Origin of the sequence: uncultured Thalassospira sp. (genome assembly GCF_963976115.1) — a bacterium.
Taxonomy (GTDB): Bacteria; Pseudomonadota; Alphaproteobacteria; order Rhodospirillales; family Thalassospiraceae; genus Thalassospira.
Window position 1 is genome coordinate 1 of the sequence record NZ_CAXBJJ010000024.1, and the last position, 20989, is coordinate 20989.

Annotated in this window: 19 protein-coding genes; 10 read left to right on the top strand and 9 right to left on the bottom strand. The window is 52.9% G+C overall.

What is annotated here, in order from left to right; genetic code table 11:
* Window positions 1–195: 195 nt before the first annotated feature.
* Window positions 196–1104 (bottom strand): DMT family transporter, encoded by a 909-nt coding sequence (locus AAC086_RS21680; protein ID WP_339781941.1) that lies wholly within the window; start codon window positions 1102–1104, stop codon window positions 196–198.
* 200 nt (window positions 1105–1304) lie between these two features.
* On the opposite strand from AAC086_RS21680, the gene AAC086_RS21685 reads away from it, so the two are divergent.
* The gene (locus AAC086_RS21685) at window positions 1305–2198 is read left to right on the top strand and encodes an AraC family transcriptional regulator (protein WP_339781943.1); all 894 of its coding nucleotides are present in this window, start codon (window positions 1305–1307) and stop codon (window positions 2196–2198) included.
* On the opposite strand, the gene AAC086_RS21690 is transcribed toward AAC086_RS21685, so the two are convergent.
* Window positions 2182–2373: a hypothetical protein gene (locus tag AAC086_RS21690; protein ID WP_339781945.1), complete on the bottom strand. Its 192-nt coding sequence runs from the start codon at window positions 2371–2373 to the stop codon at window positions 2182–2184. The two genes, AAC086_RS21685 and AAC086_RS21690, sit on opposite strands and share 17 nt — an antisense overlap.
* A gap of 122 nt (window positions 2374–2495) precedes the next feature.
* On the opposite strand from AAC086_RS21690, the gene AAC086_RS21695 reads away from it, so the two are divergent.
* The 5 genes from AAC086_RS21695 (at window position 2496) to AAC086_RS21715 (ending at window position 8206) form a co-directional block, all read left to right on the top strand.
* Window positions 2496–3089 (top strand): GNAT family protein, encoded by a 594-nt coding sequence (locus AAC086_RS21695; protein WP_339781946.1) that lies wholly within the window; start codon window positions 2496–2498, stop codon window positions 3087–3089.
* Window positions 3090–3202: 113 nt separating this feature from the next.
* Window positions 3203–4054: an AraC family transcriptional regulator gene (locus AAC086_RS21700; RefSeq protein ID WP_339781948.1), complete on the top strand. Its 852-nt coding sequence runs from the start codon at window positions 3203–3205 to the stop codon at window positions 4052–4054.
* A gap of 151 nt (window positions 4055–4205) precedes the next feature.
* Complete coding sequence (locus AAC086_RS21705) at window positions 4206–5099, top strand: DMT family transporter (protein WP_339781949.1); 894 nt, start codon at window positions 4206–4208, stop codon at window positions 5097–5099.
* Between the two features lie 195 nt (window positions 5100–5294).
* Window positions 5295–7076, top strand: coding sequence for a sulfotransferase (locus AAC086_RS21710; RefSeq protein ID WP_339781951.1), 1782 nt, complete (start codon window positions 5295–5297; stop codon window positions 7074–7076).
* Window positions 7077–7231: 155 nt separating this feature from the next.
* Window positions 7232–8206 carry an adenosine deaminase gene (locus AAC086_RS21715; protein WP_339781953.1) on the top strand — a complete coding sequence of 325 codons (975 nt, stop codon included), beginning with the start codon at window positions 7232–7234 and terminating at the stop codon, window positions 8204–8206.
* 66 nt (window positions 8207–8272) lie between these two features.
* Here the strand turns inward: AAC086_RS21715 and AAC086_RS21720 are convergent, their stop codons facing one another.
* Window positions 8273–9274 carry a phytanoyl-CoA dioxygenase family protein gene (locus tag AAC086_RS21720; protein ID WP_339781955.1) on the bottom strand — a complete coding sequence of 334 codons (1002 nt, stop codon included), beginning with the start codon at window positions 9272–9274 and terminating at the stop codon, window positions 8273–8275.
* Between the two features lie 142 nt (window positions 9275–9416).
* Between AAC086_RS21720 and AAC086_RS21725 the strand changes: the two genes are divergently transcribed.
* Window positions 9417–10337: an AraC family transcriptional regulator gene (locus tag AAC086_RS21725; protein WP_339781957.1), complete on the top strand. Its 921-nt coding sequence runs from the start codon at window positions 9417–9419 to the stop codon at window positions 10335–10337.
* 36 nt (window positions 10338–10373) lie between these two features.
* Here the strand turns inward: AAC086_RS21725 and AAC086_RS21730 are convergent, their stop codons facing one another.
* The 3 genes from AAC086_RS21730 to AAC086_RS21740 all read right to left on the bottom strand — a co-directional run bounded on the left by AAC086_RS21730 (window position 10374) and on the right by AAC086_RS21740 (window position 13364).
* On the bottom strand, window positions 10374–11363 hold the full coding sequence (locus tag AAC086_RS21730) for an alpha/beta hydrolase (RefSeq protein WP_339781959.1): 990 nt from the start codon (window positions 11361–11363) through the stop codon (window positions 10374–10376).
* 97 nt (window positions 11364–11460) lie between these two features.
* Complete coding sequence (locus AAC086_RS21735) at window positions 11461–12756, bottom strand: alpha/beta fold hydrolase (protein ID WP_339781960.1); 1296 nt, start codon at window positions 12754–12756, stop codon at window positions 11461–11463.
* 203 nt (window positions 12757–12959) lie between these two features.
* On the bottom strand, window positions 12960–13364 hold the full coding sequence (locus AAC086_RS21740; RefSeq protein ID WP_339781962.1) for an OsmC family protein: 405 nt from the start codon (window positions 13362–13364) through the stop codon (window positions 12960–12962).
* Between the two features lie 316 nt (window positions 13365–13680).
* On the opposite strand from AAC086_RS21740, the gene AAC086_RS21745 reads away from it, so the two are divergent.
* Together AAC086_RS21745 and AAC086_RS21750 are read left to right on the top strand one after the other, a co-directional pair.
* Window positions 13681–14034, top strand: a complete 354-nt coding sequence (locus AAC086_RS21745) for a hypothetical protein (RefSeq protein WP_339781964.1) — start codon at window positions 13681–13683, stop codon at window positions 14032–14034.
* A 143-nt stretch (window positions 14035–14177) separates the two neighbouring features.
* Complete coding sequence (locus AAC086_RS21750) at window positions 14178–15890, top strand: diguanylate cyclase (protein WP_339781966.1); 1713 nt, start codon at window positions 14178–14180, stop codon at window positions 15888–15890.
* Between the two features lie 130 nt (window positions 15891–16020).
* Here the strand turns inward: AAC086_RS21750 and AAC086_RS21755 are convergent, their stop codons facing one another.
* From AAC086_RS21755 to AAC086_RS21765, 3 genes are all read right to left on the bottom strand, one after another.
* Window positions 16021–17082: a Tat pathway signal protein gene (locus tag AAC086_RS21755; protein WP_339781968.1), complete on the bottom strand. Its 1062-nt coding sequence runs from the start codon at window positions 17080–17082 to the stop codon at window positions 16021–16023.
* Between the two features lie 391 nt (window positions 17083–17473).
* A complete protein-coding gene (glnA, locus tag AAC086_RS21760; RefSeq protein WP_339781970.1) occupies window positions 17474–18883 on the bottom strand; it encodes a type I glutamate--ammonia ligase in 1410 nt (469 codons plus the stop codon).
* A gap of 63 nt (window positions 18884–18946) precedes the next feature.
* Window positions 18947–19285 carry a P-II family nitrogen regulator gene (locus AAC086_RS21765; RefSeq protein ID WP_007091888.1) on the bottom strand — a complete coding sequence of 113 codons (339 nt, stop codon included), beginning with the start codon at window positions 19283–19285 and terminating at the stop codon, window positions 18947–18949.
* A 494-nt stretch (window positions 19286–19779) separates the two neighbouring features.
* On the opposite strand from AAC086_RS21765, the gene AAC086_RS21770 reads away from it, so the two are divergent.
* Entirely contained in the window at window positions 19780–20946 is a 1167-nt protein-coding gene (locus tag AAC086_RS21770) for an aminotransferase (protein WP_339781972.1), read from the top strand.
* The last annotated feature ends 43 nt before the right edge of the window (window positions 20947–20989 follow it).

Sequence of the window (20989 nt, forward strand, 5' to 3'; positions counted from 1 at the left end):
CCAGGCGGCAGATTGAGCTGGCAAAATGGGTCATATTAAAGGAAAAATGCTTTAGTTCCTTCCGGCAGGTTCAAGCGCCAGGGTGGCGGCTTGGTTTTGTGCCGGAAGGATATGGTTTTAACGGGGTCGTTGCTCGCCATCTTCGGACGTTAACGTTGGGGTATCGCTGCTATAACGCGATGGCAGGCGAGGGTATTATTGGGCGATGCGCGGGGCTACCGCTTTGCGATTGCGGGCCGGAAAGCGGGCGAAAATGGTGATATTGCCCAGCAGGATCAAGGCGAGGCCTACCGCTCCGGTCGGCGTCCAGACATAGCCTTCGAGAAATGTTGAAACGCTAAGGGCGACCACGGGAAACAGAACCGTGACATAGGCGGCCTTGCCCGCCCCCACCCGGTTGACCAGCGCCAGATAGGCCAGAAACGCAATGATGGAGCCAGGAATGGCAAGATACAGCAGGCTGCCGATATAATAAGGATCGGTCGGCAGCACCAGGGTTTGGCCGCGCAACATGGAAAACACGAATAACAAAGCCGCACCATAGGCCATGCCCCGCACCACGGCATCGCGGGTGGGAATGCCCATTTTATGCAGTTTGACCGACACCATATTGCCCGATGCAAAAACAGCCGTTCCCCCCAGCGCGCACGCCATGCCGGTAATGGCAGCGGCATTGTGCGACAATGTTGCCAGTTGGTTGGCAAACAGACAGGCAATACCGCCCAGCCCCAACACCGCACCGCCGACAAAGCGCCAGCCAGGCCGCTGGCCATAAAACACCCAGTTCCCCAACGCGTTAAAGATGGTCGATGTGGTGAATAAAACCGCGATAATGCCACTGGCAATATAGGATGACGCGGTGTACATCGCGATAAAGTTGATGGCAAATAACCCGCATCCCAGTAGAAAAATCCACGGATGGGCGCGCCATGGCACCGGGCGGAGCCGCCCGGTTAAGGCCATTCCGGCGGCCAGGATTGCGGCGGCCAGCGCAAAGCGGTAAAAGATTGAAATTTCAATCGGAATGGTCCCGATCTGTAATTTGATGGCATACCAGGTAAAACCCCAGCACAGGGTCACAATGGCGAACAGGGCGGCGGTCATGGGGCAACTTTCGCAAAATCAATTTCAGGCTGTGTTATAGCCCCGATTAATACGAAGGGCTTTCACGATATTGCGGCGTTTTTCAGATTCTTGCGCAAAAACGCCTCTAAAGTAAGCGAAGGCTGGTCAAACAGGGGGCATGATGCAAATATCTGTATCCGGTTTGATTTCCCCGGTTTTGCCAAGGTCCTCTGTATTCAATGACGATACCGCGTTACCAGAATTATACTGTTTATAACGAATTAAAACGTGATGCCGATCTGGTATCGGCGGGGGATTTTGGTGATAGCATTTCAGCGGCACACTGGCGGCGAGATGTGCATGTACAAAGCCGGTATGACGACCCCGACCATCACACCCTGAGCCTGTATCTGACCGGGGGAACCGGTATTCTGCGCCAGCGTGGTAATGGTCCGTTATCGGGGGGCGGGCCGGGGCGTGTTTGTGTGATGCCGGCCCATGTTTCGTCGGACTGGATGGTGCGCGGGCAGGTGGAATTGTTTCATTTGTATATTCCGGTGGCGGCCTGGAACCGGGCTGTTATTGAAACCCTTGATGTTGATCCTGCCGGTATTGAACTGGCAGAGAAAATATTTTGGGTCGACCCGGTTGTGGAAACAATGGTGCGCGACATTATCATGCCGCTGGACTGGCGCCTTCCGGCGGATCGGCTGGCGATGTCATCGGCAGGGCATTTTCTGCTGGGTCATCTTTTGGCACAGTATACGTTGCAGCGGCCTAATGTTGCGGCGGTCCGTGGCGGGTTATCTGGCGCGGTGCGCCGCCGGGTGCTTGACTATATTGCCGTCAATCTGGAACAGGCGATGACGCTTGATGATTTGGCAACGGTTGCCGGTTTGTCTGTTTTTCATTTTTCACGCATGTTTCGGGCCAGCTTGGGCGAAGCCCCGCACCAGTTTGTTTTGCGTCAGCGCATTATGCAGGCGCGCGCCATGCTGGGGGATGGTGAACTGACCCTTGCCGAAATTGCTCATGCCTGTGGTTTTTCCAGCCAGGCGCATTTAACCACGCGGTTTGGCAATATGGTCGGTGTATCCCCCGCGCGCTATCGTCAGATTATAACGGATGGCTGATCTCATCGTCGCGGGCAATCGGGCTTCTGGTGGCGGCAATTGGCTGAAACAGGCAGACTGCGCCAACGCCATTTAGAATAATCATGATGTTCATACCAATGGCGCACGCCAGCATATCGGCATTACCCGAAATTGCAATATAAGCGCCGGTAAAACAAAAATAGATGGATACCATGCCGATTTGGATACATTTTTAATAGCCGGTTTGATTAATCACGAAATAGTGTGCAGACCTTGGGGAAAAATGCATTTAACACATCAATTGGTTAATGATTTTCAAGAGATAACAGGCTTCATATGCAAGAAATTATTACAGATCGATTGGTCATAAGGCAGTTTTCTGAAGATGATGCTGCCAGTCTGTTCGAATATATTTCTAATCCACGAGCAAACTGTTTTCTGATTGATAAGGTTAATACCTTGGCCGAGGCTGAGGCGGAAGCCAAAAGACGCGCTAAAGACGGGTCTTGTGTCGCGGTGTGTTTGAAAGATACAGGAACTTTGATTGGGGACTTGTTTTTTCATAAAGAAGAAGAACATGGCACGCAGACCGAACAGGCTGATACCTATTCAGTTGGCTGGAATTTTAACGGCGCGTTTGAAGGCAAGGGCTATGCCAGTGAAAGTGCGCGGGCCTTATTTGATTATTTGTTTTCTCAACAAGGTGCGAGACGGCTTTACGCATATGTCGAGGATAACAATTTTAGATCTCAAAAGCTGTGTGAAAAGCTTGGTATGCGCAAAGAGGGCTGCTTTGTGGAGTTTATTTCGTTTGTCAATAATGCGGACGGTACGCCTGAATATGAGAACACCTTTCAGTATGCGATTTTAAAAAAGGAATGGCCTCCGAAGGGTGATTCAAAAAACATATTAACCAGTTGCTGTCATTAGGTCGGCTTGAATGAGGCTGGGGCCTTGTCGATCTTATTGCGGATCCTTGTTGTCAGGACTGTTGCAGCGCGCATAATAGCCAATAAGCAAAGGGGGCCGTATAGAGGAAAGACATGTCGCTTAGTTTTCGCAATTACCGGTCAGAAACCCGGTCGCACAGCCACGATGATTTTCACCAGATCATTGTCTCGCATCATGGCGTGCTTGATCTTGACGTTGAAGGGGCCGGGGGCGAAGTGCGCGGGCGACAAATTGCTTTTGTGCCTGCCGGGGCCTGTCATGCGTATCGCGCACAGGGGATGAACCGGTTTTTAGTCATCGATCTGAATACCAACCTTGCGGCCCAGGCCGGGATTGAACAATTATGGCATCGGGCTGGCGGCGGGGCGTATTTATCGATCACGAATGATGTGCGTTTTGGTGATCTTGAAGCTTTGTTTGCCGGGGATGCGTGCGATGTGGCAGCACCGCAGGATGTGTCGTCAGTCTCATCCTCATTATCATCTCATCGTGCTGTTTCCCTCAACCATCGTCAGCCCAATCCGCCGGTTTTGGCTTTTTTGGCCGATTTGTTGCGCCATGCGCGGCGCGGCGCGGCAGGGCGGCATGATGCACATGTCGGTGATTGGGGGGTTCCGCCCCGGTTGCGGCGCACAATGGAATGGGCGGAAGCCCGCCTGAACGAACCCGTTAGCGTCTCGCAAATGGCGCAAATTGCGGCCTTGTCGGAAAGCGCGTTATTCGCCGCGTTTGACCGCCATGTGGGATGTGCGCCGATGCGCTGGCTGGGATTAATGCGCCTGGATCGTGGCCGGGACCTGCTGGCCGATGCCAGTCGCACGGAGAGCGTTGCCTTTATTGCGCAACAGGTTGGCTTTCAGGACCAGGCAGCGTTTTCGCGGGCTTTTTCAAGGCGTTTTGCTATAGCACCCGGCCAGTTTCGCAAACAGTGCCGCCAGAACTGATCCGGTCTTCATCCTGGTCCCTGTCAGCAGGGCGTTGTGGCGGGTTGCTGTTAAGAATTTCATTTCGTTTCCAAGGCAGGAGTTTGGGCAAAGACAGCAAGGGACAGGGGCGTTATGACAGTGTGACATTTGCTCACAACGGAAGATGAACATGACTTTGCTGGACGCCAAAACCAAAGCAACCCTGATTGGCACAATTGCCGTTCTGTTATGGGCATTGCTGGCATTGTTTACCACGGCAGTAAAATCGATCCCGCCTTTTGAACTGGTCAGCCTGTGTTTTATGGTGGCGACGGTTTTTAGCGCCCTGTGGATTTCGCGCAAGGGGGGCGGTGCATTCAGGGCGTTGCGCCAACCTGTGGGGGCGTGGATTTTGTCCGTCGGCGGGTTGTTTGGCTACCATTTTTTCTATTTTGTGGCCCTTGCCAATGCCCCCGCCGTGGATGCCAGCCTGATCGCCTATTTATGGCCGTTGTTTATTGTTTTGTTATCGGCATTGCTGCCGGGCGAAAAACTGCGCTGGTATCATGTGGCCGGGGCGGTGTGCGGGCTGGGCGGGGCGGCCGTGCTTGTTAGCAAGGGGCAGGGTTTTGTCTTTGATCCGGCCTTTAGCTTGGGTTATGGCGCGGCATTGGCATGTTCACTTTTGTGGTCCGGCTATTCCGTTTTAAACCGCCGTTACCGTACTGTTCCGGTGGAGGCCGTGTGCGGGTTTTGTGGTGCGACGGCTATTTTGGGGCTTGTCACCCATGGCCTTTTGGAAACCTGGGTGACCCCCGATTTTATCCAGTGGCTGGCCATTGCCGGGCTGGGGCTCGGCCCGGTGGGGGCGGCCTTTTTTGTTTGGGACTATGGCACCAAGCATGGCGATATTCAGGTTCTGGGGGTGTCGGCCTATGCCGCTCCGCTGCTTTCAACACTGATCCTGATTGCTTTTGGGCGCGCTTCGGCCAGCCCGGCAGTTATTTGGGGTTGTATGCTGATTGTTGGGGGCGCACTTTTGGCCTCGAAAAACATCTTTTCGCGTCGGCGTATCCCTGCATAACAAAAATGTTACCACAACGTGTATATCGGTAAACCCGGCGGAAACTGCCGGGTTTGTCTTTTTTTTGGGCGTCGTTCTATACGAGGCCTATTTTTTGCGCTGTGCATCGCAATATAAATGACATATGTTCAGAAGCGTGCCGGGGAATTTCGGGGGGAATGTCGCCACGGTCAGCAAATGCTTCGGGATGTGATTATGAAGCAAATACAGAAAGACACGCTGTCATCAATGAAGCAAGCGATGGCAGCTCGGGAGTTCGACAAGGCGGCAGCCATTGGTGCCAAAATTGTCAGAACCCACCCGAAAAACACAGAATTTCAGTTGATGACAAGTGTTGCCGAGCTTCAGGGGTCGCAGCCACGTCGCGCTTTTCCACGTCTATCCAGACTGGCACAAACCATGCCGGTCACCGACCGGCATATAGGGATGGTTTTGCAGAACCTTATCGCTTTTGCACGTGCGACAAGTGACTATCAGTCATTAATAACGCTTGCGGAAAAGTTGCATCGTCAGCATCGGGACCAGCCGCTTTATGCGGAGTTTCTGGCAACAATCATTGTCGAATATGACAAGCGCATATCGGTAGCACCGACCTATTCGCCAGACATGTTGCGTGCGATTGAATTGCTGGAAAGTATTCCCGAGAGTTTTAATCGCTATTTTCAATGCCGTATGGTTCTGGCCCAGCTTTATGTTCGTACTGAAATGGCCGACAAGGCCCTTGCGCTTTACGAAAAGCTGGTGGCCCTGCACCCGGATGACATGACCATACGCCATAGGCAGATTTCAGCCCAGGCTTTGATCGGTCAGGTTGATCCAGCTGTTTGCAACAGTCTTGATCTGATTGAAAATCATAACGAAACCAGCACCCAGCCTTATCTTGTGGTAGCGTTTTTGCGCCCGCAAGCCATGCCCGAAAGTGCGCTGCCATTTTTGGAAAGTATTCATGACGATGCGACGCAAAATCCGACACACCGTTATAATGCGGCCTTTGCCTTGGCCCGCACGGCCGAAGTAAAACAGGAATTTGAAACAGCATTTTCCTGGTATAAAAAAGGCCATGCTGCACATCGCGCGGCATCGCCATTTGACGGGGCAGCTGAACAAGCCGAAATTAACCGGATTATTGCTTTTGGCGAAGCTGATGACGCAAAAGTGCTGGCGACGTCGCGAGACGATTTGGTTTCGGATATCGGCAAGGATGATGATCCATCGGCACCTAAGCCGGTCTTTATTGTGGGTTTGCCCCGTTCGGGCACAACCCTGACCGAACGCATTATCGGGGCACATAGCGATGTGCACGCAGCCGGAGAAGTCGGCGATTTTGCCAGGGCCGTTGGTGACGTTGTGGGTTGGGGAACAATCGCGGACCAGATGAAGCGCATTGATCGCAAGGCTGCACGTGCCATTCGGAGCAAATACCTCGCCGCGATGAAGGGTTATGCCCCGCAGGCCAAAATGGTTGCCAATAAAACACCGGCGAACTTTTTGCGGATTGGTCAAATCCGCAAGGTTTTCCCCGATGCGCCGATTGTTCATTGTCAGCGCCATCCGTTGGCGACGTGTTTGTCGATTTATACCACACCCTTTGCCAACCCGATGCGCTTTGCGGATGATTTGCAGGATCTGGCTGATTATTATCGTGGTTACGAAAAAATCATGGCCGCTTTTGCCGTTACCGACCGGGATGGACAGATATTTGATTTGTCTTACGAAGATCTGGTGTCTGATCCTGAAACAGTCGCACCACGCCTGTTGGCCCATTGCGGACTGGACTGGCAGACAGAGTGCCTGGAATTTTATCGCAGTCGTCAGGCTGCTAAAACCGCCAGCCTGATGCAGGTACGTCGGCCGATTAATTCTGAATCGGTCGATAAATGGCAACGGTTTGAACCGTTTATTGGCCCGCTTGTTGAACTTTACGGTGGCGGGGATGATGACGGAAAATCGTCGCGCAATCGCACCCGCGCTGCCTGAGCCGGGATGCCCGGTGACCTTGAAAAAATACCCGCCCGTTTGTTTGGGGCGGGTATTTTGGGTTTGGCTAAAAAACAGGCTTCAATTCCCGTGACGAAGCAATTACCTCTACAGGCAACATTTGTTACCAGTGTTACCTGATCACGGGAGCCCGCATGACATTGACCCTTCCCAAGGCGGAATTGCATTTGCATCTGGAAGGCGCAATAACGCCCGATCTGGTGCGACGTTTCGCGACCCGCAATAAAATCGACATTCTCGATGGCCTGTTTGACAAAAACGATCACTATGTCTGGTCGGATTTCCCCCAGTTTCTTGACAGTTTTGATCGTGCCAGCAATGTCATACGAACGACGCAGGATTATACCGATCTGACCCGTCATTACCTGGTGGAACAGGCAAAAATCGGGGCGGTTTATGTCGAACTGTTTTGCTCGCCCTCCCACGCTGAAATGCAGGGTCTGTCGTTTGAGGATCATTTGTTGGCCGTGGCTGCCGGGATTGATCAGGCCTTTGCGCAAACCGGCATTATTGGCCGCATCATTATGACCTGTGTGCGCCATCTGGGGCCGGATCGCGCGGTGGATGTGGCCCGAAAAACAGTTGATTGTGGGCATCCTCACGTTGTGGGCTTCGGGATGGGCGGCAATGAAAGCCTGTACACCCAGAAGGATTTTTACCCTGCCTATAAAATAGCCGCCGATGCCGGGCTGGGCTGTACCACACATGCCGGTGAAGTGCTGGGACCTCAAAGCGTTTGGGATGCGATTGACCATTTGCCGGTTGATCGTATCGGCCATGGTGTGCGCGCGATAGAGGATGCAAAACTGGTCGATGAACTGGTCAAACGCGGTATTGTTCTTGAAGTTTGCCCTGGCTCCAATATTGCCCTGTCGGTCTACCCTGATTATGCCAGCCATCCGCTCCGCAAACTTTATGACGCCGGGGTCAAGGTAACGTTGGGGTCGGATGATCCACCCTTTTTTCATACGACCCTGGCCGATGAATATCAGCGTGCACATGACACATTCGGGTTTAGCACCGATGAATTGCGCGGCATTACTAAAACCGCCATCGAGGCGGCCTATGTCGATAGCGAAACCAAAGCCCTCCTTTGGTCCCGAATTTGACCCGATATGGGGGCTGCCGGTTGGTCGACAGCCCCTTTTCATCGCCGTGTCGCCGGAAGTCCGGTTTTACCAGGGCTGCTTGCCCAACAGCTTTTCGCCAAGCGGGGTAAGCCGGGCGCGGGCATAGCGGGTTTGTTCCCAATTGCGCGGGTCGCCGGGAAAGGCATGGCCGCGGGCGGGCAGGCGCTGATCCCGGCTTTTAATCCGCCATTCCGTCAGCTCGGTATTTTCCGGCGATGCGGGGGCCATTGAAATATATTGCGCAATGCGCGCCGATGACGACCGGTTGGCGCGAATGCCATGGGCCAGCAAGCTGTTAAAGATCAAAAGATCACCCGCCTGCATGGGCGCGCGGTGGCAGGGATAAGGCATGTTATCCATATCGGGGCGAAACGGGTTGCGCCCGGCCGGGGCTGTTTTTAGCCAGTCGGCAAAATTTTCAAAAAGTTCGGGCACACATTGAAACCCACCTGTTTCATCGGTGGTATCGACCAGCGACAAGACCCCCTGAACATTGATCGGCAGTGGTGTTTGGCTGGTGTCTTCGTCCCAGTGGATAAAACCATCAAAGGCACGTTTGCCGGTATTGGGGGTGTTTAAATTGGCCCGGTCAATCGACACCCACAAATCTTCGCGATCCCAAATATCGACAAAGGCATCGTAAATGCGTGGGGATTGGCGATTATCCCACATTGTTTGATGGTGATAAGCCTCGACCATGCCGGAATTATTTAACTCCGTCATGGCATGGTCGCGCAATTGCGGGCGCGACCATGTTTCACGGTCATTCGGGTCCATTTCCTGAAATTCCCATAAAAAGTCTGCCGTTGCTTTGGCCTGTGTCTGAGAAACGGCATTTCGGACAATCACATAGCCATATTGCTGCCAATGTTCAAAATCCTGTGCGCTTAATACCCGCAACGGCAGCTTTTTTTTCATGTCGCGCAGTTGTGGCCCCGCAATGGTTCCGACCGATGCATTACCCGGGCGGTCAGCATTGGGGGACATGGTTTGCGACATGGTGACATTGGGCGGGGTTGGGGCATTGGACATGCCTGTCATTGTCATCGGGTTTCCTCCTGATCGGAAATGCCGGTTCCGGCTTGTTGTGATAGAGCCATTCTAAATTGCCAGTCGCGCTGCTGCCTACTGACGCAACGGACGATTTCTGATACTATTCGGACAATTCAATGTCAGAAGGTGCCGGAAAGTGAAATTACTGTTCGAGCATGTGCAGATTGCCCCCAATCGCTCGTGGCGCGGGTTGCACCGAAAGCTGCCTGCGATCCCGTTTGAATGGCATTATCACCCGGAATATGAATTAACCCTGACGATAGACAGCCGTGGTCGCCGTTATGTTGGCGACCATATTGGCGATTATCAACACGAGGATCTGGTGCTGCTAGGGCCAAACCTGCCCCATACCTGGCATTCATCGCCGGTGCATGTGCCGGTCGGTTCTGTTGGCGGGTCGATCAGCACGGTGCTGTCGGGGGATCAAAAGAACGCGCAATTGCTCCATCAGGCGTTTGTTTTCTGGTTTTCAGCCGATTGGATAGACCAGACATGCGCCACTATGCCTGAGTTTGCATCGCTTATCCCCCTGTTGCATATGGCACGGCGCGGTGTGGTGTTTGACCGGGAAACTGCCTGCAAGGTTGCGGCATTAACCCCGCGTTTTGACAACGGCCCCTCCACCAGCCAGCTTGTGTTGCTGATCGAGGTTTTAACGATCCTGACCGAGGCACACAGCGTAACACCCTTGGCTTCTGCCCGGTTTGATGCGGCCGCGCCTAATCGTAGTGAAGCGACAAGGCTGGGCAAAATACTGGATATTTTGCACGCCAATTATGCTCATCCGCCCACGGCCGCCGCCCTTGCCGGTCAAATGGGCATGAGCGAACGGACCGTTCGCCGGTTTTTTAAAACCCGCATGGGCAGCAATATTCAGGATTATGTCATGGGGTTGCGGCTGGGGCGGGCGGCCGCGTTATTATTATCGTCCGACATGCCGGTTTATCGGGTGGCCGAAGAAACCGGGTTTGAAAACCTGTCGCATTTTAATCGCCAGTTTGTGCGCCATAAATCCATGACACCATCGGCCTTTCGCAAATCACGCGTGATCTCGTAAAATTGTCATCGATGATGCTATAAATACCCGCGTGCTTTAAATTGCAGCTTCGGTCGGGGGCATATTGACCTGGGCAGGGCTTGCTACAGCCCAACCGCGATGATAGTGGGAAATATGGTTTGTAAAAATACGCCAGAACTGCAAACGCAATTCGTCGCGTTCGTGTAAAATTTCGTGACGGGCCCCGGCTATTTCATACAACTTTACCTGTGGGTGTTTGGCAAACAGGCGTTTGGTTGCCGCATTGCTTACCACGCGGTCGTCGCCCGACATCACCATTGTTATCGGGGGCAGGGCCGTGGTTTTTGTTATTGCCGCTTCCTGGTTGGCGGCGGTCAGTTGGTCGTCGAGTATTTCCTGGGCGCGAAAGCAGGCATGGAGCCAGCCTGCTGACACCCCCCCCACCATCAATTCCGGTTGTTTGTGAAGCAGCGCAAAGCTGCGTTCATATCGGCCCTGGTCAGATGTCAGCAGGTTATCGGGCTGAAACGGCTGAAGCGGGGACAGTAGCTTTTGACCGGGCAGGAATTTTTTATCCATCCCGGTTTTGCACAAACTGGCCGACAGCACCCGTGCTAGCCCCACCAACCAGTCCGGGCCATTTAAATCGAAAAACGGGGAGATCATAAGGACGGATGCAAATCGTTTCGGGTCTGCCAGCACAAGATTGATGCCAACCAGGCCACCGGTGGAATGGGTCATCAGCATCGGGCAGGAAATATCATGTCGGGCTTGTACATGATCGGCAATGGTGATGGCATCGTCCATATAGTCGGCCACATCACCGACATAGCCCATTTCTGGCACAGGCGTTTCGCGAACGGACCCGCCCTGACCGCGAAAATCAAATGTCACGCAACCGATCTGGCGTGCGGCAAGGTCGCGGGCTGTTTCATTGTACCGTTCAATAAATTCCGCCCGGCCTTGCAAGATAAAGATATGACCACGGGCATTGTCCGGCGTTGAGATGCCATAACGCAATTTTATCCCTGTTGATGACAGGCAGTGTTGAATTTCAAATGGCATTCACTGGGTCTCGTCAAACTGATCCGGTCGAGGGGCGGGAATGGCAAGCAATCCGGGGCGGGCCATTGCGGCAATATAGTTACACGAAGTTACGCGATCAGGGTTCCAGCACCTGATGAATGAAAACAACCATTTTTCCCATCATCCCGTCAAAGTCGGGGTTAAAGGTACCACGGCGCAGGGTGCCTGGTGTGGCCGATTCTACCAGGTTGGTTTCGCCATAGATGGCGTCTTTATTGTCTGCTTCACAGGCCTTGTAATCGGCAGGTTCGCTGTAATGATCGCAGCGGCGATAGTCGCCCGTCATGCCATAATGCGGGTTTTGCGGGCGCATGGTCATGGCGGTGTGGGCATGGTTGACGGTGCGCCAGTCGGGGCTGGCAGATTTCACAACATCAATGTCATCGCAAATCGGTTGCATACGGTCTTCAAGGGCTTGCGCTTCGCCCTGATACCAGATCATGTAGCGCTTATCAGACTGCACTTTGCCGCAAAAGAAATGGGCGGCAACATCGGCGCGGACCGTACGGTCGTCCGAGCTAACCGCCATGAACACCGGCTGGGTCAGGGGCGGCAGGGTATTTTCGCGAAAGGGCACGGTTAATAGTTGAAACTCGCCGGCCGCGTGCGTGGCCAGTGTTTCATATTTGGCGACATCGTTATCAGGGCGTTCCGTAACCCACGGTTTTACATAGCTTATATAAGGTGTTAGCCACGCCAGGTTGCTATAGGCTTCAAAGCCTGGCGACAGCAAAATCATGGCCGAGAGTTCGGCATCGTTGCGATGGTTTTCGGCCGCCCGAACCACAAGGGCCGCCCCCATTGAATATCCCACCGGGATAATGTGGCGAATGGTGTTATCGAAGCTTTCCAGTCCGTATTTTACCGTGGCTTGCCATGCGGATGCATCAATATCGCGCAAATCGCCCGGCACCGTGCCGTGGCCGGGTAGCAATACCGCATGCAGGGTGGCGCAGGGCAGGGCATTATGCAGCGATGTTGCAACATCGCTTAAAAGATAGGGGCTGTCGGACAGGCCATGCACCAGCAAAAAACCAACCCCGTCGCCATTTTTTAAAGTCTTGCCCTGTTGGGCGCAGGCCTGATTATCGGCATCAATTTCAAATGGTGCGCGCATGTCAACGGCATCATCGATTGTGTATTTACCAAACGGGTGCTGCCCAGGTGTGTAGCGCACATTTTGCAGGGCATCGCGAATTTTGCTGCGGCTGCCCGATACATATTGTGAAAAGGGTGTGCCCGGTTGGGGGGTGCCAATGGCGTGGCCTGATGCTTCATAACGCGCCGGTTCATTGTCGCAGGCGGCCACCAGGCATAAACCGATCACGGCAAGGCAAAATTTCGGGCGAACAAGGGACCGTAAAACATGCATCGGGTGGATCCTGTCGTGGTCGGGGAAACCGTGCGATCATTGGCGACAATGTCACTTTGTCATATCACACGCTATGCGTCCAAAAAAGTAACGGCACCCAAAATATGGATGCCGTTACAATATACTTCATCGCGGCGATTTTACGGCAATCCATGTGGTGCTGCGCCAGGGGCCGGTTTGGACCAGCGAAAAGTGTGCCTGTCTTAATCCAGCAATTCCCAGCTGTGGGTTATTTCCGCGGCCTTTGCCAGCATGATTGATGCCGAGCAGTATTTTTCGGCGGAAAGATGAACCGCACGTTCGATTTTTGCTTCGTTAAGGTTTTCGCCGCGCACTTTGAAATGCAGATGAATTTTGGTGAAAACCTTAGGGTCGGTTTCGGCGCGTTCAGCGGTGATGTCGGTTTCAACATCAATGACGTTTTCGCGGCTTTTTTGCAAAATGTGAACCACATCGATGGACGAGCACCCGCCGACACCCAGCAACAGCATTTCCATCGGGCTGGGGCCAAAACCATTTTCGCGGTCGCCGTCCATAATAACGCCGTGGCCAGACCCGGTGGTTCCGGTGAATGTCAGCTTATCAAGCCATTTAACCCGTGCTTCCATCTTCTTTTTCCTTTTGGTCCACCCGCCTTTGCAAGCGGATGCTGAATTTACGTTGACGAGGGTCAGGACCTATTAATATGGCCTGTCATTGAGGCGATATTAATAGGTCGCGTGCATAAGCTTTAGCCGGACAATCTTGCTCTATCAAGTCTGCAATTGTCGCAATGAAGGCCGCGGGGTCTTGCAATGGGGCTGATTAGCATAAATATCATAAAAAGCGGCTGTTTTAGGCATTTTGTCATGATAGTGAATCAGGTAAAATAAACACAACAGTATTATATGGTTTGCTGGTTTGTTAACCATAGGGGGATCGCGAATGACCGAAGATGCAGGCCGTACAAAAAGCCGTTTTCGCATGGCCATGGAACATGTGATCCGTGAGATTAATCACGAGGTCATCAGTCCGGCTGTGCCGAATTTGACGGTTGACGAAATTTTGCCACTGATGATTTCGGTGGCGCGATCACGCGCAGAATATTTGCGTTATGCCTTTAAACTGGCCGGAGATGGAAAGTCCAACCATCCGACCGAGGCAGAAGTGCTGAAACTGCGGCAGCTTCGCGAGGCTTATGACGAAATGAAAGCCGCCAGTCGTGAGCTGGAACATTGTGTAGATCGTGGATATATCGATCTCGCTGATGATCCGACGGCGAAAAAGCCTGTTGTCTAAGGGTGTCATACTTGAAATTTTCGCAATGTGACTAGCCATGTGTGTTTTTTCTGCTGGCGGGGTGTTGGCAGGCGGAAAATACCGGGTGCAAAGCTACACAGCGTTTAAACGGGGGGGCGTCGTTATCGGCGCGTATATGTGCATTGGCGATTAGTTCCGATATTGTTGCGACCGCGGCCCTGGGGCGCGATGGTGTTATTTTTCTGTCAGCCAGCGATTTGTCGGTTCAGCATGCAAATGATGTGGCGACCAAAATGCTCGAAAAACTGGCGCTTGGCCTGAAGGCAGGAACGGCGTTAAAACAGTTTTTGGCTTTGTTGTCGCGCGAGGCAACGTTTACCGACAGCAACGGCGTTGAAGCCGTGCGCAAGGCTTTGCAGGAAATCGGCAAAAAAGGTGAGCATGATCTGCCGCCGTTTAGCGTCGCTGATGTCCGGATTGCCTGGCGCAAAAGCGATGGTCCGGCCGGTCTGATTGCCTTGCAATTGTGTGATGTTACACGGAGCGAGGCACTGGCGCGGAACCTGTCTGACCATAAGTTTTTCATTCAGCACCTGATTGATGTGCTGCCGATCCCGATTTACGTCAAAAATATTGACGGCATTATCAATCGCTGCAACACCGCCTTTTCTGATTTCATCGGCTGTAAACTTGATGCGGTTCTGGGGCGTAAATCGTCCGATGTTGCCCCGGCGATGCTCGATGCGACCATGAACCGTATGGAGCAGCCGCTTTTGAAGGCGGAAGGCAATGTGCGTGATGAAATTACCTTTGAACGCGAGGATGGCACACCCAAGGCCGCCATTTTTGCGGCATCGACCCTTAAAACGCCCAGTGGGGCCATTGGCGGGACGATTGGCTCGCTGATCGATATTACCTCGCTTAAAAAGGCCGAGGCCGAGGTTGCTGGTGCGGCCGCGCGTTTGACGGATATCTTGCAAAAAGCCCCGATCGGGGTGGGTATATCAGACCGGGAAACAGGAAAATTCCTGTTTTTTAACAAGACCTTTGTTGAACTTCTGGGGATCGAGGTTGGAAACCGGGAAGACACGGCTAAAGATGATCTTGACGATGCAAACCGGAAGATGACTTTAACGGATGCCACAGACAGCATTTTATTGTCTGAACGCTACCGCGAGAAAAGCCTGTTTGAAATGGATGCAATGGGCGAGTTGCATGATGTTGAACTGCGCATTCGTCCAACCGGCGCCAAGGAAGCGCGCTGGCTGCGCACATCGCTTGAACCTTTGCCTTTTGAGGGCCAGGAAGCGGTTTTGTGGTGGGTTGCCGATATTACAAAACAAAAAATGGCATCGCGCGAATTGCAAAACAAAGCCAATAACGACGAGTTGACCGGCCTTGCCAACCGGGCACGCTTTATGCAGAAGCTGAACCATTGTGAGTCTGTTCTGCGTGGCACGGACACGCCAGCAGCCGTGTTTTTGCTGGACCTGGATGGTTTCAAACAGGTGAACGATACGCTGGGCCATGCGGCGGGTGATTGGGTGCTGATTGAAACGGCCCGGCGCCTTGTGCGGGCGGCACGGCGGGCCGACGAAGTTGCCCGGTTGGGCGGCGATGAATTTACCATGGTTTTTATCAATAAAGGCCGCGCTGCGGAAATGACAAAAATAGCGGGCGCAATTTTAAAGGCGATGGCTGAACCCTATGTTTGGGAAGGCAAGCCATGCCCGATTGGCGCATCAATTGGTATTTCGGTTTTTGATGGCGGCTTTTGCGATATGAGCGAACAACTGCGCCGGGCAGACAAGGCCATGTATGAGGCCAAATTGGCTGGTAAAGGGCGATATGTGGTCTATGATGCCGAGAAGGACGTTGATCTTAACGAGGATTAAGGGGCGACAATTGCCATTGCCCTGTCTGGTTTTTCAAAACGATTGACGATACCTCGTTTGCCGTCAGGTGGGCGGGGTATTTTTATGCCGTGTTACCTGTATACATTCTTTGCCCAAAGACAGGTCGCCATCACGTCAGTACCATGTCCACGGCACGCCGGGCCGAGAACGGAAATGCTGCCCCATAGCCAAAGCGCATGACGATGTCGGGCCGTCGGCCGGGCATGTTGACAAGTGTAGCAAGTTCAGGTTTTAGGCGGGCAACCTCGACAGGTTGATTGATAAAGGCGTGTTTCATGCCCAGTGCTGTCGCCTGCAACGCAAACCGCTGGCACGCGCGACCGGCAAGACACCAATGTTCAGGGGTGTTCTTCGCGGCAACAAAGACCGCAATGCCAGCAGATGAGTCGATTTGGCGGGCATATTTGTCATTTTCGGCATCTGCCTTGAATACAAAATCGAGCATTCTGGAGCCAAGCCAGGTCGGAAGAACAGGATTGCCGGTTGTTGCGGTGAACAAACCGTCTCCCTTGTTGATTGCCTCGCGGGGATTAAAGCGAAGCCAGGCCTTGAGCTCGCGCAGAAATGACGGGTCTGCCATTTGCGTGCTGTTACCCGCAATTACGAGGTCGCGAACCCGGCTCATCTTGACGCGTTCCGTGATCAATACCAGGTCAACGCCCGGCACTGTTGCTGCTTGGGTCAACAGGGTCAGATCCCTGGCGCTGACGGGTTTTCCATCAAAAATGCCGCGTGTTGATTGACGCTTTGTGATGGCATCAAAAAGATCAGGTTCCCCGGCAGACGGATTACCAAAAGTAAGCGAGAGCCCACCCCCATTCGAGGGATTGAAGCTCAGCATACCGGGTTTTCCACGCATGGCAGTTGCAATTGCCAGATTTTCCGCAGCACAGCCCAGACTAGCAAAAAGATGATGATTATCTGGATCAACGGCGGTCAGGCTGCGTGTCATGTCCGGGATGATGTCGATACCGTGTTGGGTGACCTTAAAGGTCCACGGTTGTGTGTTGTGGCTGTTTGCGGCAAGTGTCGCATATCGGATCAGGTCGCGAATCCCGGGGGCTTCGCTTAGTAAGGCGCGGGTTTCTGCAACGGATGCGTTGTAATCTTCCATCGATCCCATATTTCTAAACCCGGTATAAACGGCCCCGGCTCCGGCAACAGCCGCCAAGCTGCCACCTAAAAGAAATGTCCGTCGATTTAACAATGACCTGAAACCTTTGTCGCTTTGAACCCGGGACTTAGCGTAGCATTGCTATGAGCGATTGTAACGACTTTCTGCCTGGCGTTAGAGGTTGCATATACTTATCAACAGCAAACACACGAGCATGTCAGGGCCGGGAGATTGGCAGGATGACCGTCAAAATGTGTCGTGCTGTCGATGCAAGATCGGAGAGGGCATGTTCTATAAATGGGCGAACAGCCGGATGTCACAAAATTGAAGGCGCAAAAGATAAGGTGCTGCGCCGGATGTGGTCTTTGTCAGCGTTATTGCAACAGACAAAAAAACGCCCGGCACTTTTGCCGGGCGTTTCCAATTCGCAGGATGATTGAAAGATCAATCAGCCGCTGTAATACATGTCAAATTCGACCGGGTGCGGAGACTGTTCAAAACGGATGACTTCTTCCATTTTCAACTTGATATACGCTTCGATCAAATCGTCGGTCATCACGTCGCCTTTTTTCAGGAACTCGCGGTCCTTATCAAGGCTTTCAAGGGCTTCACGCAGGGATGCGCAAACGGTCGGAACTTCTTTGAGTTCTTCCGGCGGAAGATCATAGAGGTTCTTGTCCATGGCTTCGCCCGGATGAATCTTGTTTTCGATGCCGTCAAGGCCAGCCATCAGCATGGCCGAGAATGCCAGATACGGGTTGGCAAGCGCATCGGGGAAGCGGATTTCAACGCGTTTGCCCTTCGGTGACGCGGTATAGGGAATACGGCAGGAAGCCGAACGGTTACGGGCAGAATATGCCAACAGAACCGGTGCTTCAAAACCCGGAACCAGACGCTTGTAGCTGTTGGTGGTCGGGTTGGTGAAAGCGTTCAGCGCCTTGGCATGTTTGATGATGCCGCCGATGTAATAAAGGGCCAGGTCCGACAGGTCGGCATAGCCGTTACCAGCAAACAAAGGCTTGCCTTCATTCCAGATCGACTGGTGGACATGCATGCCCGAACCGTTATCGCCCCAAACCGGTTTCGGCATGAAGGTTGCGGTTTTGCCATACTGATGTGCAACCATGTGGATGCAATATTTGTAGATCTGGATCGCGTCAGCATGATCGATCAGGGTGCCAAAACCGATACCCAGTTCGTGCTGTGACGGCGCAACTTCATGGTGGTGCTTTTCGCAACGCACGCCCATTTCGTTGATGTAGTTGACCATTTCAGCGCGGATGTCGTTGGCTGAGTCAACTGGCTGTACCGGGAAGTAACCGCCCTTCGGACCCGGGCGGTGGCCACGGTTGCCGCCCTCGAATTCGGTGCCGGTGTTATACGGACCTTCTTCAGAGTCAAGCTGATAGCCCATGCCTTCGCCAGCGGTGGTCCAGCGAACGTCGTCGAACATGAAGAATTCAGGTTCGGCGCCGAAGAATGCGGTGTCACCAATGCCAGCAGACTTCATGTAGGCCAGGGCGCGTTTTGCGGTCGAGCGCGGGCAACGTTCGTAACCCTGGCCGGTGGCCGGTTCGATAACGTCGCAAACGATGATCAGGGTCGGCTGTGCGGTGAACGGGTCAACAACGGCGGTCGACGGATCGGGCATCAGAACCATGTCAGATTCGTTGATTTCTTTCCAGCCAGCGATGGACGAACCGTCGAACATGATGCCGTCAACGAAAACGTCTTCGTCGATCGTGCAGATGTCCTGTGCGGTGTGCTGCCATTTACCTTTGGAATCGGTAAAACGCAGATCCACAAACTGGATGCCTTTTTCTTTGATCAAATTAAGTACTGAAGCAGCGTCAGACATGATGCAACCCTTTAAAACTCAATAATATAGCGACCGTACAGCAAGCAGGGATGAAATGACCGATCAGATCGCGTCATTGCCCCGTTCGCCCGTACGGATACGGATCGCGTCCTCAAGCGAGGAAACGAAAATTTTACCGTCACCGATCCGGCCCGTATGTGCAGCCTGCTGGATCGCCTCGATTGCCCGCTCTACCAGCGTATCTTCGACCACGATCTCCAGCTTCACCTTTGGCAGGAAGTCGACCACATATTCAGCACCACGGTACAGTTCCGTGTGACCTTTTTGCCGACCAAAGCCCTTGGCCTCGGTAACGGTAATCCCTTTGAGGCCGATCTCCTGAAGGGCCTCTTTAACCTCGTCAAGCTTGAATGGCTTGATGATGGCTTCAATCTTTTTCATTAAGCGCCCTCTGCTTTGTGCGAGAGTTGCGATGAACTCGGTCAATATGGTTAGCACGGCGCGTGCCAGTTTTAAGCTCCTGCCGCCGAGTGTCGATATTCTAGGGAGTCTTATGATGAAAACCTAGAAAAACCCGTTCGTTACCATGGAAATTTTCCGGGCGGCTGATCGTTAATTAGGCAATTTGTATAAAATTTATGCAATTTGGCTATATTGGGTTATGGTTTTGGAAAAATTGTGAAAAAGGGTGCCGACAAAATATACCGCAACGCAAACAATACATTTTTTTGAGAGCGGTTTTGGCTTATTCGATTCTATTTATACGCGCGGACGTTATTTTATTGCGGTGGGGGATGCGCAGCACTGGTCATTGGCCTGTTGGCATGGCAGAAACATATCATCTTAAATGATCGTGTTCGCCGCGCTGGCCTGTGACAGGCGCGCCGCAGCACGGTGACCCCTACGGATAAAGACAAGCAAAAGGACGGTTCACGATGTCGGATTTTATTGGCAATCCCCTGTTCGCATCGGGCGGCATTACGATTTTTGAAGTGATGAGCGGCCTTGCGCGCAAACATAACGCCATCAATCTGGGGCAGGGTGCGCCCGACACCGATGGTCCGGCCGATATTCGCCAGGCCGCCGCAGATGCGACGATGAATTTGTCAAACCAGTATCCCTCGATGATGGGTATTCCCGAGCTGCGCGAAGCCGTGGCACGCCATAACCAGCGTTTTTACGGCCTTGATGTGGATGCTCAGACCGAGGTGATGGTCACCGCCGGGGCGACCGAGGCCCTGGCAAATGCTATTTTGGGGCTGGTGGCGCCGGGGGACGAAGTGGTTTTGATCGAGCCGTTGTATGATAGCTATTTGCCGATAGTGAAACTGGCGGGCGGTATTCCCAAGCTGGTGCGTGTTACACCGCCGCATTGGCAACTGCCGCGAGACGAACTGGCGGCGGCCTTTTCTGATAAAACCAAACTGGTCTTGATCAATTCACCGATGAACCCCTGTTCAAAGGTATTTAACGACGATGAATTGCAGTTTTTATCAGAATTGGTGATCAAACATGATGCCTATGCCCTGTGTGACGAGGTATACGAGCATCTGGTGTTTGACGGGCGCAAACACCGCCCGCTGATGACTTTTCCCGGGATGCGGGACCGGTGTGTGCGCATTGGCTCGGCAGGCAAGACCTTTTCGCTGACGGGCTGGAAAGTGGGGTATATTACGGCATGTCCCAAATTGCTGGAGCCGATTTCAAAAGCCCATCAGTTTCTGGTTTTTACCACGGCCCCCAATTTGCAACATGGCGTGGCCTATGGTCTTAACCAGCATGACAGCTATTTTACCAACTTCACTGCGGAAATGGAGCATAAGCGCGATTACCTGATGAAGGGATTGCGCGAGGTGGGATTTGACGTGCTGGATTCGCAGGGAACCTATTTTATTACCTGTGATTTCCGCCCGTTGGGATTTGAAGGCGATGATGAAGAATTTTGCCAGTATCTGATTGAAAAGGTCGGGGTGGTGGCAATCCCGGTGTCGGCTTTTTACCAGCAGGGTGATGTGCGCCATTTTGTTCGTTTCTGTTTTTGCAAGCGCGAAGAAATGATGGCAGAGGCGATTTCGCGGATGAAGAAGATTTTTGTCGCCTGAGTGTGGGTATCAGTCGCTTTTGTATTGCATAAATAAAGAGGAC

What these genes read in the sequence shown, in the direction of transcription:
- AAC086_RS21680 (WP_339781941.1), bottom strand. Translation starts at nt 1,104, where the DNA reads ATGACCGCCGCCCTGTTCGCCATTGTGACCCTGTGCTGGGGTTTTACC.
- AAC086_RS21685 (WP_339781943.1), top strand. Translation starts at nt 1,305, where the DNA reads ATGACGATACCGCGTTACCAGAATTATACTGTTTATAACGAATTAAAA.
- AAC086_RS21700 (WP_339781948.1), top strand. Translation starts at nt 3,203, where the DNA reads ATGTCGCTTAGTTTTCGCAATTACCGGTCAGAAACCCGGTCGCACAGC.
- AAC086_RS21705 (WP_339781949.1), top strand. Translation starts at nt 4,206, where the DNA reads ATGACTTTGCTGGACGCCAAAACCAAAGCAACCCTGATTGGCACAATT.
- AAC086_RS21745 (WP_339781964.1), top strand. Translation starts at nt 13,681, where the DNA reads ATGACCGAAGATGCAGGCCGTACAAAAAGCCGTTTTCGCATGGCCATG.
- AAC086_RS21690 (WP_339781945.1), bottom strand. Translation starts at nt 2,373, where the DNA reads ATGGTATCCATCTATTTTTGTTTTACCGGCGCTTATATTGCAATTTCG.
- glnA (WP_339781970.1), bottom strand. Translation starts at nt 18,883, where the DNA reads ATGTCTGACGCTGCTTCAGTACTTAATTTGATCAAAGAAAAAGGCATC.
- AAC086_RS21770 (WP_339781972.1), top strand. Translation starts at nt 19,780, where the DNA reads ATGTCGGATTTTATTGGCAATCCCCTGTTCGCATCGGGCGGCATTACG.
- AAC086_RS21710 (WP_339781951.1), top strand. Translation starts at nt 5,295, where the DNA reads ATGAAGCAAATACAGAAAGACACGCTGTCATCAATGAAGCAAGCGATG.
- AAC086_RS21765 (WP_007091888.1), bottom strand. Translation starts at nt 19,285, where the DNA reads ATGAAAAAGATTGAAGCCATCATCAAGCCATTCAAGCTTGACGAGGTT.
- AAC086_RS21740 (WP_339781962.1), bottom strand. Translation starts at nt 13,364, where the DNA reads ATGGAAGCACGGGTTAAATGGCTTGATAAGCTGACATTCACCGGAACC.
- AAC086_RS21735 (WP_339781960.1), bottom strand. Translation starts at nt 12,756, where the DNA reads ATGCATGTTTTACGGTCCCTTGTTCGCCCGAAATTTTGCCTTGCCGTG.
- AAC086_RS21715 (WP_339781953.1), top strand. Translation starts at nt 7,232, where the DNA reads ATGACATTGACCCTTCCCAAGGCGGAATTGCATTTGCATCTGGAAGGC.
- AAC086_RS21695 (WP_339781946.1), top strand. Translation starts at nt 2,496, where the DNA reads ATGCAAGAAATTATTACAGATCGATTGGTCATAAGGCAGTTTTCTGAA.
- AAC086_RS21730 (WP_339781959.1), bottom strand. Translation starts at nt 11,363, where the DNA reads ATGCCATTTGAAATTCAACACTGCCTGTCATCAACAGGGATAAAATTG.
- AAC086_RS21720 (WP_339781955.1), bottom strand. Translation starts at nt 9,274, where the DNA reads ATGACAATGACAGGCATGTCCAATGCCCCAACCCCGCCCAATGTCACC.